Source organism: Phaeobacter sp. CC-HEC084 (assembly GCF_059429255.1).
Genome location: NZ_JCAIJQ010000009.1, coordinates 498,365 through 511,433 on the forward strand (window position 1 = coordinate 498,365; position 13,069 = coordinate 511,433).

Sequence of the window (13,069 nt, forward strand, 5' to 3'; positions counted from 1 at the left end):
AAACAATGTCTATGACTGCTTTGACCCAAATCAGGTTGTGGCAGGAGGGCTTGCCACCCATTTGGCGGCAGCCCATGATGGGCCGGTTACACAACGGAGCTCCCATGCGCAGGCTGCCTCATGTCAATTGGCTGCGATCCTTCGAGGCAGCGGCACGTCACAGTTCCTTCAGCGCGGCCGCGGAGGAGCTGCACCTGACGCCTGCCGCCGTCAGCCAACAGATCCGCCAGCTGGAGCATCATCTTGGCATTCAGCTGTTCAAGCGCCTGCCAAAAGGCGTACAACTGACGGATATCGGGCTGGCCTATGCGATTCCGGTCCGTAAATCCTTTGTCGAAATGCAGGCGGCCACCGATGGGCTGTTTCGGGTGCAAAGCAAATCGGTCGTCCGCGTGCGCTGCTCTATCAGTTTTGCAGCCCTTATCCTGGCACCGCTGCTGCGCGATTTTGCGCTGGAGTTTCCGGAGATCGACGTCGAACTCTCCACCGCAGTCTGGTCAGACCGGATTGATGGCGCCGGGGTCGATCTGGACATCCGCTATGGCGAAGGGGAATGGCCAGAGCAGACGGTTCACCCGCTCCCCGTGGAGGGAGCCACGCTGGTGTGTCACCCGGATTATGCCGCCCATTTTGGCCCGGAGCCCGATCAGGAAACCCTAGCCGACGCGGATATCGTTCAGGTCGTGGGATCGGAAACGGATTGGGATCGCCTGTTTCATCACTGCGGTATTGATGCCCCGCGCCCGCCTCACTGGATGAAGGCCGATTCCTCCTTGATCGCCATGCAGATCCTGTCGGCGGGGCACGGCTGCGCGCTCATCTCGCGCAGTTTTGCCCGCCGCGCGCTGGACGAGGGACGCTTGGTTGCGCCTTTTGATCTGGACCTGCCCATGCAGACAAATTTCGTTCTGGTGGAGCGAGACGATCTGCGCAGGCACCGAGACGTGCGCAAGCTGATCGACTGGCTGCTGGTGCAAAGGATTTAAAACGCAGCGGCTTCCCTGCGCACCCATTCGAGGAAAAAACCCGTGTCCTGCGATGGTGCGCTGGCCGTCGTAACGAAATATCCTGTGCCCAGATCCAATGCCCCCTCAGGCCAGGCCTTCAGTGCTCCGTCCCGCTCTGCCTGCCCCGTGATCGACCGCCACCCTAGCATAAGCCCACGCCCGTCGTAGACCGCCTGCGCCGCCTGCACATAGTTGTTGAACACCTGACCTCCACCGCGCGGACGCAGGATGCCGCGAGCCTGAAAATAGTCCTCCCAGCCCGCCCAGTTGCCATTGCTTGGATTGCGGACATGGATCAGCGGCGCCTGGGCAAGCGCGCATCCCTCGGCCAACAGCCGATCTACCAAAGCAGGCGCACCGACTGGGCAAATCGCTTCAGAAAACAGCTTTTCCGTGCGCCCTTCGCGCCAGCCACCACTGCCATAGCGCAAAGCCACATCAATACCGGGCGTCATCACTGGCAAATCGCTCGCCGGAGCCTGCACGTTTACGGTAATATCCGGGTAATCCGCGTAAAACATTGGCAATCTTGGCATCAACCAGTAGGTCGCCATTCCCACGGTGCAAGAGACAGTCACCTGACGTTCCCCGATGGCATGCAACGCCCGGATATCCTCCAGCGTGGCCGCAATCCGCCCTAACCCTTCACGCACTGCCCGCGACAGCATCTCGCCAGCATCTGTCAGGCGCGCGGGCCGCACCCGCCGGTCAAACAACGCGACTCCCACGTGTTCCTCCAGCGCTTTGACCGCCTGACTGACTGCGGGTTGGGTCACGTTCAGACGCGCCGCCGCATCCCGCATCGAACCATGCCGCGACAGGGCTTCGAAGGTCACAAGAAGGCGCAGTGGTGGGAGATGTTCCATCGAATAACTTAATCCATAGCTTAAGTTATCTTCACCCGAAACAGGCTGTCGTCAAGGCCCTTTCCCGTGAAATGCTGCATGGCAGAAAGCAAATCAACAAACGCGGCTCCTCCATGAACGATCTCAGCTCCTCCCTCGCTATCCCTGCCGTAACTGGTCTTGGCGAAAAAGGCCTCGACATTACGCTGCCCGACGGCAAGACACACTACTTCAACTACTACTGGCTGCGCGACAATTGCCCCAGTTCCTTCAGCCCGGTCACACGCGAACGCAGTTTCGATATCTTCCACCTCGACGTGCCCCCGCGCGCCAAAACTGCCGAGCTCGATGGCGACATGCTGGTGATCCGCTGGCAGGACGAAGACCACATCACCCGCCTGCCCCTGTCTTGGCTGGAAACCTATGCGGGCGGCAAGACCCGCCACGATCCCGCCGACCTGTCGCGCGTCGCCTGGTTCGGTGACCATTACCCCTCGGTCCCGCGGTTTTCCCAGCCAGAGCTGGTGGCCGATGACGCCACCCGCGCCAAGTGGATCGAGGCGATGCTGGTACACGGCTTCACCATCCTGACTGACATGCCGGACTCGGATGAAGGGCTGACCGAAACAGCCGAGCTGATGGGCTGCGTGCGCCCGACCTTCTTTGGCACCTATTTCGATGTGAAGACCCACATCAACCCGACCAACACCGCCTATACCGCTGGCGCGCTGGAGCTGCACACCGACACCCCGGCAGAGGAGTTCGCCCCCGGCATCCAGTTCCTGCATTGCCGCGTCAACACGGTTGAAGGTGGTGACAGCCTTTATGCCGATGGCGTTGCGGTGGCCAATGACTTCCGCCAGCGCGACCCGGAGGGTTTCAAGCTGCTGACCGAGGTACCGATCCCGTTTTACTGCGAACATGACACCTATGATGCGCGCTCGCGCCAGTATGTGATCGAGCTGGATCAGCACGGAGAGGTTGAGGGCCTCACCATCAGCCAGCATATGGCCGATATCTTCGACCTCGATCAAAAGCTTCTGGACGATTACTACCCCGCCTTCTGCCGCTTTGGTCGGATGCTGCAGGAAGAGAAATACATGATGCGTTTCCTGATGAAGGGCGGCGAATGCATGGTCTTTGACAACCACCGCATCGTGCATGGCCGCGCCGCCTATACGGCAACCAGCGGCGACCGTTATCTGCGCGGCTGCTACGTGGACCGCTCCGAGATGCGCTCCACCTATCGCGCGCTGGTCAGCGAAGGGCGGTTCAAGGCATGACCTACGCAGCAACACTCCCCGATACCGAGACGGTCCTGCGGGCGGATCTGGCAAATGCCTTCCGTATCTGCCACATGCTGGGGTGGTCGGAAAGCGTCGGCAATCACTTCAGCGCAGCGGTCTCAGCCGATGGGCAGCAGTTTCTGCTAAACGCCAAATGGCAGCATTTCGACACCATCGCGCCAGAGGACTTGCTGTTGCTGGACAGCCAGTCCAGGGAAACACCCGCAACGGCGGATGCCTCGGCTTGGTGTGTACACGGCACCCTGCACCGCCGCCTGCCCGAGGCACGGGTCGTGCTACACGCCCATTCGCCCTATGCGACTGCGCTGGCCTGCCTCAAGGACCCGACGATGGTGCCGATCGACAATAACACGGCCCGGTTCTACGGGCGCACGGCTTATGACCTTTCCTTTGGTGGCATTGCTGATGCCACCGAGGAAGGCGAGCGGCTGGCCGATGCGATTGGCGACAAATCGGTACTGGTCATGGGCAACCACGGTGTCACCATTGTTGGCGATACGGTGGCGGAGGCCTTTGAGGATCTCTATTTCTTCGAAAAGGCCGCTCAGACCCTGATCCTTGCCCGCTCGGATGGCAGCCCGCTTGCCGTTTTGTCAGATGCAGTTGCGCAGAACACGGCAGACGGGTGGCGCGCCTATCGCGGCATGGCCCAGAAGCATTTTGAATACCTTTGTAGCGTACTCCCGCAGAGGCAAAGCTGAGTACTCCCCCGAACCCTGAGGTCACAGAAACAACAGGTTACCGAGAAATAAGGGTTTCCACGGCGACTAGACGGCACAGTTTAAGCGTTGCCCGCTTGAAGGGGGGCCGCTAGCACCTTCAATGGTGTCCGCTAGGCGCACGAAGTGGCTTTTGCAAAGCCAAGGCTCCTTGAGGAGGGAACAGGCATGACTGGCCCTAGAGCGGACATTTGACAGGATGGTCAAGCTTACTGCGCACCTCCCCAAAGCAGCCTTTCATGGCACCGCGCAACATGGTCCAAAGGGGAGGCGACTTCCTCAGTGCGCGCACTGTCGTTTGCAGTCAAATTTCTGCTGTGGTTCCTCCTCGAAAGGATCAGTTCAACGAAAATCAGTGCGGCCTGAAAAGCGCGAAGCAGAGATCCTTTTGCCTCGGAGGCAAGATACGGCGCAATCCTTATTGCGTCATATTCCAAGAAGAACACGGGATGCGCGGATAAGCACTCTTGGGTCGAGATCGGTACGCGCCACGGGAGGAGGTGGGGTTACACGACCTGTCAAACTCGCGACCGCAGTTCGTGCAGAGCGAACTGAGTATTCCACCGTGAACACACAGTCCCGAGGGAGTTCGCAATACTGTCCTATTACGGCGAAGTTGCGAGCCCCATGCGGGCGCACATCCGGGCGGTCCCCCGCTTGACGCGGCATGAACTGGCTTGTGATGTAGGGCATCCGGCAGGGAACGATTTTCGCACTCTCAAACCATTTTCGCTGATCACCCGCCAAGCGCAGATGCCCGCAAAGCTCTTCGATGATTTCCAGCCCGGTCGCTTCCCACATTGGCTTCTTCACGAAATCTCCTTTGCGGTCACCTCGTAATCCATAGCCCCAGAAGGTGTAGGTGCCGTGTTTTTGCCCCCTGAAATGCGGCTGATGGAACAGCACAATAGATAGCGTCCAACCGGAATCGGCAAATGTCACTAAGCCGCCTGTACCAGTTCGGTTGTTGGTAAAATCCTCCATGAATTCGAAGAAATTGGGGCCGTCCATCGTCACCGTAAATGAGTTCCAGCCGGTCTTGCCTGTGTCGCCGCAGAACACTTCGGGCTTGCCAAAGCCTTCGTACTGCGACGCCAGCTTCCGCCAGAGGCTCCAGCCACCTGCGACTTGTTCGTTGAGCAGCGGTGCGCGGTCCGCGGATCCGAGCACCGATCCATCGGTCATGGACCCCAATGTAAGGTAGACGCCGTCGTCCAAGCCGACCTCAACCGTTTTGTGATCGTCCAGGGTCAGAGAGGTGACACAACGGTCCTGCCGCGTGCCTTCGATCGTCACGTCGGTCACGCATTTGTCAGTCTCGATGCGTACTCCGCGGGCCTGCAGCCAAGTCAGGATCGGGGCAATCATCGCGTCGTACTGATTGTATCGTGTCCGTAGAATGCCGGTGATGCGGGTGAAGCCAGGGAATAGGTGGATGAAGCGACGCAGGTATCGCCGCATCTCGACCAAGGAATGCCAAGGCTGGAACGAAAACACTGTGGACCACATCAACCAGAAATTACTGTCGAAAAAGGTGGGCTGGAACCAGTCGTCTATCCTTTGAGCGCCCAATCCGGTTTCCGGGTACAAGAGCAGTCGGTTGAGATCGACGATATCTTGCGCGCCGAGAGTGAGATCATAGCGATCTTCTGCCGGCTTTCCGCCCCGAATAAGGCGGCAATTGGATGAGCCTGGCACCATTCGGTTGAACTCGAAGATATCATCCTTGGCTGACTTCGCCGGATCGCTCGTCAATGGAATACTTTCGAGCAGATCAAAGGTGCAGGCAAAGTGTTCCTCGAACATTCGACCGCCCCGGACCAGGTAGCCGGTCTCTGCGTCACCCGCCCCGTCAAGCGACCCGCCGACGATACCGAGTTGTTCGTAGATGCATATGTCCTCGCCATGCACACCTGCGTCCCTGCAAAGAAACACCGCCGCCGACAAACCAGCAATACCTCCACCTACGATATGGTGCTGTGACTTCGTTGCGTCTTCGGGCATGACCGCCTCTCCTGTGATAGAACTTTTCACAGTTTGGACAGGTTTCATGTCCACGCTTTAATCCCGATCAAATCCGGGAGAGATCTGTCTGTTCGGCCCTGAACTCACCTCAACGGCGGCCTTTTTGTGCAAATCGGTTGAAGGTGGGTCTTCCCCTTTCCCCGGACGGATTTAGCCTATAGCCACTGTGACAGGTATGCCAAGCGCGGTGCAGCCGTTCAGCACTGCGATGCGGACCTGCAGCGCCGCGACCTGGCGCTCGAAGTCGCGCACTATCAGGGATTGGCCGAGCAGCTTGATGCAGTTCATCTTTGACTTGGCCCGGCTCCGGCGGTGATATCCACTCCATCGTCGCCAAACAGCGCCGCCGAGGTATCGAGATGCATTGACGGTCTCGTTGCCGACTATGGCCCCGGCGCTGGTGGGTTTCCAAGGTTTGGCGTTCTTGCGCGGCAGGATGACAGCGGCAGCATCTCGAGCGGTAATGGCCTCGTGGCACTTACGGGAGTCGTAGGCCCCATAGGTGGTGACCGTCGCGATGGCCTGATCCGCTTAGATCTGATCCAACAGGTCCGGTAGTATGGCCGCGTCACCGATATTGCCGCCGGTGATCTCGACGGCTCTGACCTTCAGCGTTTACTCATGAATTCCGATGTGTATTTTGCGCCAGATCCGCCGCTTGGAGCCACCATGCTTTCGGGCATTCCACTCACCTTCGCCCTCAGACTTGATACCGGTGCTGTCCGCTACCCGGCAAGGTATTGCGCAGCAATGCCTGAGAGGGGATCAGAAGGTTCAGCGGGCGATAGGAGATGCTCACGTTCAGCGTTCGCTGGCGACGGCACAAGGTGCTGAAGTCAGGCACGGTCCAGTCCAGCCTGACCATATGAAGAAGGCTCTGCATGAACCCGGTTGTCTGCCGCAGTGGCATGCCGAACATCACGGCAGGTCTGGATCGCCGCATCGCTGAAACTCAGCTGCCTCCCACGTTTCCCGGTCGGCGGGGGCTCTCACGCCATGTCGGGATCGAACCAGATCGTTAGCGATCCGCGTTGCTTCAACGCTTCATTGTAAGACGACCAGTTCGTGGTCTTGTACTTCGTAGAGACCCAACTGCTCATGCCTCAAGCTACCAGTCTGGTTTCATGCCGTGAACCCCACGACCCATTTGCGCAACAAGGCCAATAGCTGCGATATTGTCAGAGTTCGCGCGCCCAGGGCGGGTTCGCACCCGCGCGGGAGACGGTCACGGCGGCAACACCTGCGCCGAAAGACAGCGCATTTGCAAGCATGTCTGCGGGCAAGTTGCGCAGGGCCGCTTTTTGTAAGACGCCCAGTTCGCTGAGCCGGGCCAGCAGGCCGGCGTTGAAGGTGTCCCCGGCTCCGACCGTGTCTACAATCTGAACGGGACGGACCCGGGTTTGCACGCTTTCTCCGCTGGAGAGAAACCCCGTCGCCCCCTTACTGCCCTCGGTCATGACCACCACAGAAGGACCCTTGGCTTGCACGACCGCAACCTTTTCCGGCAGCGGCATCGGCCCTGGAACAATCCAGTTCAGGTCTTCATCCGACACTTTCACGATGTCCGCCAGTGCCATCATCTTATCCAGGCGGGCGCGGAAACGGTTGATATCTTCGATAAAGCCCGGCCGGATGTTCGGATCCAGCATCACCGCGCGGGATGCGCCTTCGCGCGCCAGAAGATCCTCATAGGCGGTGGCGCAGGGTTCGCAAGCCAGGCTGATGCCGCCGAAATAGAGCGCCGTGAGATCCTCCGGCAGCTGCGGCATATCAGCAGGCAGCAGCATCCGGCCAGCCGAGTTTTCATCGAAGAAGCTGTAGGACGCGTGGCCATCCGTCAGTTTGACAAAGGCCAAGGTCGTCGGGCGATCCGAGGTGATGACATGGTTGGTATCCACGTGACTGGCCTTCAGGTCCTCGACAAGCTGCTGACCGAACATGTCGCGGGACAGGCCGGTCAACATACCGGTCTGCACGCCAAGCCGCCCAAGTGCGATGGCGGTGTTGAACACGGCGCCACCGGAATGGGGCACAAACCCGTCGCGCCCGCCATCGGTCGGGGTCGGGATCATGTCGATCAGGGCCTCACCACAGCATAGGATCATGACATTCGCTCCGCGTAGTGCTGCGCCGCTGCCGCGCCTGCGCGCGGGATTTTGCATTGAAACCGGGTCAAAGCGCGGCCAGCCCGGCGTTGGTATCGAGCAGGAACTGCGTGAAGATCGGACCGCCGGCAGCGCCAATGCTGCGAGCGTTTTCGCCAACAACTCCCGCATCGATCTGCGGCGAGATCAAACCGCGCTTGTCTTGATTGGCCAGATAGCGGCGCACGCGTTCGACCAGTTCCTCACGCACAGCGACCGGGAAGGCGCCATCGATGATGATGGCTTCAAAATCGATGACGGAGCATATCGACAAGGATGCCTTTGCCAACTCCTGTGCAGTTGTGCCGATCCAGGCCTCCACATAGCGTTCCAAACCGCTCCAGTCCTGCGGTTTGCGCCAGAGGATTTCGGGACCGATCCCGGCCTCTACCAGGCGCGCCTCAAGCAGGTGCAGCGACGCGGTATCGATCAGTTGCAGGCTTTCGCCCAGGGGGCCGGTGGTGCGCATCGATCCCAGCGCCCCGGCATTGCCCCGATTGCCTTCGAAAACGGTGCCATTCATCGCCACCCCGCCGCCGATGAAAGACCCAATGAAGAAATAGGCATAATCGCGGAAATCCTTGCCCCGCCCGAACATATGCTCGGCCTGACAGGCCGCCGTGGCATCGTTCACGACAAAAACCGGCAGTTCGCTGAAACAGGCGACTTCGGTCGCAAAATCGACATCTTGCCAGGATTGAAATTCTTCCGCAGCGGCTCCGGTCAGATCATGCCACTTCCACAGCTCAAAAGGCCGCCCGATACCGATGCCGCAGACCCGGCCCTGCTGCTTTGCGGTCAGGCCGGATAGTAGGGTTTCAAGCCCGTCTTTAAGGAATTCGAAGATCGCGTCCGGCATGGGATAATCATAGGTCGTACGCAGCTGCTGGCGCACGTTGCCGGCAAAATCCAGCAGCAGCAGATCCGCGCTCTTGCGGCCTAGGTTCATGCCCACGGACAGAGCCCCTTCCGAGCCGAGTTCGATGGGAATCGAAGGCTTACCGACCTTGCCCTTGACCGGCTCCCCCCGCTGGACGAAGCCGTCGTCCTCCAGCCTGCGCAGGATGGTGGAGACCGTAGGGCGGGACAGGCCGGTCCGGCGGGCGATCTCGGCGGCGGACACGGCGCGGTGGCGAAACAGAATGGACAGAATGAGGCGTTCGTTGTGATCGCGGACACCCCGCTGATTCACCCCGGCACTTCGTTCTTTGATACTGACATGGTCCATTCGGACGAACATAGTTTGCCGCCTTTCTTCAGGAAAGATACTCTGTGGCGATTAGTTAGTAAAGTTAACAAACAAATTGACACCCTATGAGGAATCAGGCTTTTTAGGGCTCACGACCTGCCCAGATTGCTCTAGGCGGGTCCGGTTGGAGAGGAGCCAGCCGGATTGAGAACAATAATTTCGGGAGGACCACGTGAAAAAACTCATGACCATTTCCGCGCTCGCCCTGGCCTCGGTGGCTGGCGCGGCGCATGCAGAGATCAACGCCTGTCTGATCACCAAGACCGACACCAACCCCTTCTTCGTGAAGATGAAGGAAGGCGCGACCGCCGCAGCCGAAGCAAACGGCATCAATCTGTCCACCTATGCGGGCAAGATTGACGGCGACGTGGAAAGCCAGGTCGCAGCGGTTGAGACCTGCATTGCATCGGGGGCCAAAGGCATCCTGATCACCCCGACGGACAGCCGCGCCCTGACGCCCGTCATCACCCAGGCCCGTGACGCCGGTGCGCTGGTGATCGCGCTGGACACTCCGTTCGAACCGGCCAATGTAGCCGATGCGACCTTTGCTACCGACAACTTCAAGGCCGGGGTGCTGATTGGCCAGTGGGCCGCGGCAAAGCTGGGTGACGAGGCTGCAAACGCCAAGATCGCCCTCCTGGACCTGAACGCCTCGGAAATCTCGGTGGACTACCTGCGCGACGGCGGGTTCCTGCAGGGCTTTGGCATCGACATCAAGGACCCCACCGATATCGGCGATGAAGATGACCCGCGTATCGTTGGCCACGACGTGACCAACGGCAACGAAGAAGGTGGCCGCACGGCGATGGAGAACCTTCTGCAGATCGACCCGGGCATCAACGTCGTCTACACGATCAACGAACCTGCCGCTGCCGGCGCCTATGAGGCGCTCAGATCGGTGGGCCGTGAAGACGACGTGCTGGTCGTTTCCGTCGATGGCGGCTGCCCCGGCGTGCAGAATGTCGGCGAGGGCGTCATCGGCGCAACCTCCATGCAGTTCCCGCTGCGAATGGCCTCGCTCGGTATCGACGCGATCAAGGCCTGGGCCGAGGACGGCACCAAACCGGCGAACACCGAAGGGCTGGATTTCTTCAACACCGGCGTTGAACTGATCACCGATGCGCCGGTCGACGGTATCCCGTCGCTCAGCTCGGCCGACGGCCTGAAGAAGTGCTGGGGCTAAATCCCGCAAACACAGGACCGGGGCAGCAAATGCCCCGGCCAAATGCCATCAATCTAAACCTTTGACCGTATCAGAGGCCGTAGCATAGGCTTCAGGCCGGGGAGGTCGTCATGTCAGAGACATCCGGAATGGGCTCAAAAGGCCAACACTACGAACAGGTTCTGGAGGGAAGTGATACACGCGTCGCCCAGTTCGAAGTTCGCAACACAACGCTGCTGAGCCGGGTGCGGCATATCCTGCACAACAACCCAACCTTCGTGCCGGTCATTGTGCTGGTCATCAGCCTGCTGGCCTTCGGGCTGATCGCCGGAGGACGGTTCTTTTCCGCCTTCAACCTCAGCCTGATCCTGCAGCAGGTGTCGATCATCGGCATGCTCGCAGCAGCGCAGTCACTGATTATCCTGACCGCGGGCATCGATCTGTCGGTCGCGGCGATCATGGTGCTGATGTCGGTCATCATGGGCAATCTGGCGGTCAACTTGGGCGTGCCCAGCCCCTTTGCGATCCTGTTGGGGTTCGCTGGGGGCATGGCGGCGGGAGCCATGAACGGGCTGCTGATCACCAAGGTCAAACTGCCCCCCTTCATCACCACGCTCGGCACCTGGTCGATCTTCTTTGCGCTCAATCTCTGGCTCTCCGGAGCTCAGTCGATCCGCAGCCAGGACATCGACGATCAAGCGCCTTTCCTGAAGTTCTTCGGCAATGCCTTCAATATTGGCGGCGCCCGCATCACCTTTGGCGTGATCCTGATGGTCGTGATCTTTGTTGCGCTCTGGTACATGCTGAACAAGACCGCCTGGGGGCGCCATGTCTACGCCATAGGCGACGATATGGAGGCGGCGGAACTTTCCGGCATCCGCACCGAGCGCACACTGGTCTCGGTCTACATGCTCGCCGGTCTGGTCTGCGCCATTGCGGGCTGGGCTTCGATCGGACGGGTCGGCTCTATCTCGCCGCAATCCTTTTACGAAGGCAACCTGCAGTCCATCACCGCCGTGGTAATCGGTGGCATCTCGCTGTTTGGCGGGCGTGGATCGATCCTTGGGGCGCTCTTCGGGGCGCTGATCGTAGGCGTTTTCCAGTCGGGGCTGCGCATGGCCGGGGTGGATGTGCTCTGGCAGGTCTTCGCCATCGGCTGGCTTATCATCATCGCGGTCGCCATCGACCAATGGATCAGGAGGGTTTCGGCATGACACCAGTCGTTCAGGCCAAAGGTATCGTGAAACGCTACGGGCACGTCACCGCCATCAACCATTCGGATTTCGAACTGCGCCCCGGGGAAATCCTGGCCGTGATCGGCGACAACGGCGCGGGCAAATCCTCAATCGTCAAGGCGATCTGCGGCGCCACCATCCCGGATGAGGGGGAAATCCTGATCGAAGGCAAACCGGTCAGTTTCTCTTCCCCCATCGAGGCCCGCGACATGGGCATCGAAATCGTCTATCAAACCCTCGCCCTGTCCCCCGCCCTGTCGATTGCCGACAACATGTTCACCGGACGCGAAATCCGCAAACCCGGATTTCTGGGCAAATACCTACGGATGCTGGACAAACCGGCGATGGAGAAATTCGCGCGGGAAAAACTGACCGAACTTGGCCTGATGACGGTGCAGTCGATCAAGCAGCCGGTCGAAACGCTGTCAGGTGGTCAGCGACAGGGTGTCGCCGTCGCCCGAGCGGCCGCCTTTGCCACCAAGTTCATCATCATGGATGAGCCGACGGCGGCCTTGGGGGTCAAGGAAAGCCGCAAGGTGCTGGAACTCATTCAGGACGTGAAGGCGCGCGGCATCCCGATTATCCTTATCAGCCACAACATGCCGCATGTGTTCGAGGTCGCCGACCGGATCCATATCCACCGGCTGGGCAAGCGGCTCTGCACCATCGATCCCAAGGACTATACCATGTCCGATGCCGTGGCCTTCATGACCGGCGCCAAGGAGCCACCCGCCCAGGACGCGGCATGAACGAGCCTGAAGCGATCGCCGAAAGGCTGCTGGATCCCATTCTGACAGCGCCGCGCTCCGGACAACGCAAACTTGTCGCTCTGGCCGGACCGCCAGCCTCTGGCAAATCCACGCTGGCGGCAGTTCTGGCGGACAAGCTGAACGACGCCGGGTGCCAGACCCAGGTCGTGCCAATGGATGGCTTCCATCTCGACAACGCCATTCTAACCCAGCGCGGTCTTCTGGACAGAAAGGGCGCGCCGGAGACCTTCGATCTAGGTGGTCTGCTTCGGCTGGTGAAAGCCCTGCCGGATGCACCGTCGGTGATCTTCCCAGTTTTCGATCGGGACCGCGACTTCGCCATTGCAGGCGCGGGCCTACTGCCCGAGACATGCGACACCGTCATCGTCGAGGGCAATTACCTGCTGTTTGATGCCCCCGGATGGCGGGAGCTGCGCCGCTTCTGGGACTTCTCGATTTCTCTGGACGTCGACCTTTCCACTTTGCGCCAACGTCTGATCGATAGATGGCTCCATCACGGTCTCCCGCACAGCGACGCCGTGGCCCGCGCCGAAGGTAACGACCTTGAAAACGCCCGCCTGGTCGCCGCGGCCTCGCTCAAGGCAGACAAGACGATCACCTAGTCTT

The 13,069-nt window shown here is 60.0% G+C and carries 11 protein-coding genes and 1 pseudogene; 7 read left to right on the forward strand and 5 right to left on the reverse strand.

Going from position 1 to position 13,069, the window contains the following annotated elements; translation table 11 throughout:
- Window positions 1–104 precede the first annotated feature (104 nt).
- The gene (locus tag AC5SSZ_RS19620; RefSeq protein WP_495439596.1) at window positions 105–986 is read left to right on the forward strand and encodes a LysR substrate-binding domain-containing protein; all 882 of its coding nucleotides are present in this window, start codon (window positions 105–107) and stop codon (window positions 984–986) included.
- Here the strand turns inward: AC5SSZ_RS19620 and AC5SSZ_RS19625 are convergent.
- Window positions 983–1,873, reverse strand: coding sequence for a LysR family transcriptional regulator (locus AC5SSZ_RS19625; protein ID WP_368999509.1), 891 nt, complete (start codon window positions 1,871–1,873; stop codon window positions 983–985). The genes AC5SSZ_RS19620 and AC5SSZ_RS19625 overlap by 4 nt on opposite strands.
- Before the next feature lie 113 nt (window positions 1,874–1,986).
- Here AC5SSZ_RS19625 and AC5SSZ_RS19630 point away from each other — a divergent pair, with 113 nt between their 5' ends.
- A complete protein-coding gene (locus AC5SSZ_RS19630; protein ID WP_495439598.1) occupies window positions 1,987–3,135 on the forward strand; it encodes a TauD/TfdA family dioxygenase in 1,149 nt (382 codons plus the stop codon).
- Window positions 3,132–3,860, forward strand: a complete 729-nt coding sequence (locus tag AC5SSZ_RS19635) for a class II aldolase/adducin family protein (protein ID WP_495439600.1) — start codon at window positions 3,132–3,134, stop codon at window positions 3,858–3,860. The genes AC5SSZ_RS19630 and AC5SSZ_RS19635 overlap by 4 nt, the downstream gene beginning before the upstream one ends.
- 444 nt (window positions 3,861–4,304) lie before the next feature.
- Here the strand turns inward: AC5SSZ_RS19635 and AC5SSZ_RS19640 are convergent, their stop codons facing one another.
- The 4 genes and pseudogenes from AC5SSZ_RS19640 to AC5SSZ_RS19655 form a co-directional block, all read right to left on the reverse strand.
- The gene (locus tag AC5SSZ_RS19640) at window positions 4,305–5,882 is read right to left on the reverse strand and encodes an oleate hydratase (RefSeq protein WP_495439602.1); all 1,578 of its coding nucleotides are present in this window, start codon (window positions 5,880–5,882) and stop codon (window positions 4,305–4,307) included.
- Between the two features lie 171 nt (window positions 5,883–6,053).
- A pseudogene (locus AC5SSZ_RS19645) lies at window positions 6,054–7,003 on the reverse strand (IS5 family transposase).
- Window positions 7,004–7,081: 78 nt separating this feature from the next.
- Entirely contained in the window at window positions 7,082–8,008 is a 927-nt protein-coding gene (locus AC5SSZ_RS19650) for a carbohydrate kinase family protein (protein WP_495439604.1), read from the reverse strand.
- Between the two features lie 67 nt (window positions 8,009–8,075).
- Window positions 8,076–9,287 (reverse strand): ROK family transcriptional regulator, encoded by a 1,212-nt coding sequence (locus AC5SSZ_RS19655; RefSeq protein WP_495439606.1) that lies wholly within the window; start codon window positions 9,285–9,287, stop codon window positions 8,076–8,078.
- A gap of 181 nt (window positions 9,288–9,468) precedes the next feature.
- Between AC5SSZ_RS19655 and AC5SSZ_RS19660 the strand changes: the two genes are divergently transcribed.
- The 4 genes from AC5SSZ_RS19660 to AC5SSZ_RS19675 all read left to right on the forward strand — a co-directional run bounded on the left by AC5SSZ_RS19660 (window position 9,469) and on the right by AC5SSZ_RS19675 (window position 13,065).
- Window positions 9,469–10,479, forward strand: coding sequence for a sugar ABC transporter substrate-binding protein (locus tag AC5SSZ_RS19660; RefSeq protein ID WP_495439608.1), 1,011 nt, complete (start codon window positions 9,469–9,471; stop codon window positions 10,477–10,479).
- A 110-nt stretch (window positions 10,480–10,589) separates the two neighbouring features.
- On the forward strand, window positions 10,590–11,672 hold the full coding sequence (locus tag AC5SSZ_RS19665; RefSeq protein ID WP_495439610.1) for an ABC transporter permease: 1,083 nt from the start codon (window positions 10,590–10,592) through the stop codon (window positions 11,670–11,672).
- Window positions 11,648–12,442, forward strand: a complete 795-nt coding sequence (locus AC5SSZ_RS19670) for an ATP-binding cassette domain-containing protein (protein ID WP_065272377.1) — start codon at window positions 11,648–11,650, stop codon at window positions 12,440–12,442. Before AC5SSZ_RS19665 ends, AC5SSZ_RS19670 begins: the two co-directional genes overlap by 25 nt.
- Window positions 12,439–13,065: a nucleoside/nucleotide kinase family protein gene (locus tag AC5SSZ_RS19675; protein ID WP_495439612.1), complete on the forward strand. Its 627-nt coding sequence runs from the start codon at window positions 12,439–12,441 to the stop codon at window positions 13,063–13,065. The genes AC5SSZ_RS19670 and AC5SSZ_RS19675 overlap by 4 nt, the downstream gene beginning before the upstream one ends.
- Window positions 13,066–13,069 lie beyond the last annotated feature (4 nt).

Excerpts from the sequence above, each read along its gene's own strand:
- AC5SSZ_RS19620 (WP_495439596.1), top strand. The coding sequence starts at position 105 with ATGCGCAGGCTGCCTCATGTCAATTGGCTGCGATCCTTCGAGGCAGCG.
- AC5SSZ_RS19625 (WP_368999509.1), bottom strand. The coding sequence starts at position 1,873 with ATGGAACATCTCCCACCACTGCGCCTTCTTGTGACCTTCGAAGCCCTG.
- AC5SSZ_RS19630 (WP_495439598.1), top strand. The coding sequence starts at position 1,987 with ATGAACGATCTCAGCTCCTCCCTCGCTATCCCTGCCGTAACTGGTCTT.
- AC5SSZ_RS19635 (WP_495439600.1), top strand. The coding sequence starts at position 3,132 with ATGACCTACGCAGCAACACTCCCCGATACCGAGACGGTCCTGCGGGCG.
- AC5SSZ_RS19640 (WP_495439602.1), bottom strand. The coding sequence starts at position 5,882 with ATGCCCGAAGACGCAACGAAGTCACAGCACCATATCGTAGGTGGAGGT.
- AC5SSZ_RS19650 (WP_495439604.1), bottom strand. The coding sequence starts at position 8,008 with ATGATCCTATGCTGTGGTGAGGCCCTGATCGACATGATCCCGACCCCG.
- AC5SSZ_RS19655 (WP_495439606.1), bottom strand. The coding sequence starts at position 9,287 with ATGTTCGTCCGAATGGACCATGTCAGTATCAAAGAACGAAGTGCCGGG.
- AC5SSZ_RS19665 (WP_495439610.1), top strand. The coding sequence starts at position 10,590 with ATGTCAGAGACATCCGGAATGGGCTCAAAAGGCCAACACTACGAACAG.
- AC5SSZ_RS19670 (WP_065272377.1), top strand. The coding sequence starts at position 11,648 with ATGGATCAGGAGGGTTTCGGCATGACACCAGTCGTTCAGGCCAAAGGT.
- AC5SSZ_RS19675 (WP_495439612.1), top strand. The coding sequence starts at position 12,439 with ATGAACGAGCCTGAAGCGATCGCCGAAAGGCTGCTGGATCCCATTCTG.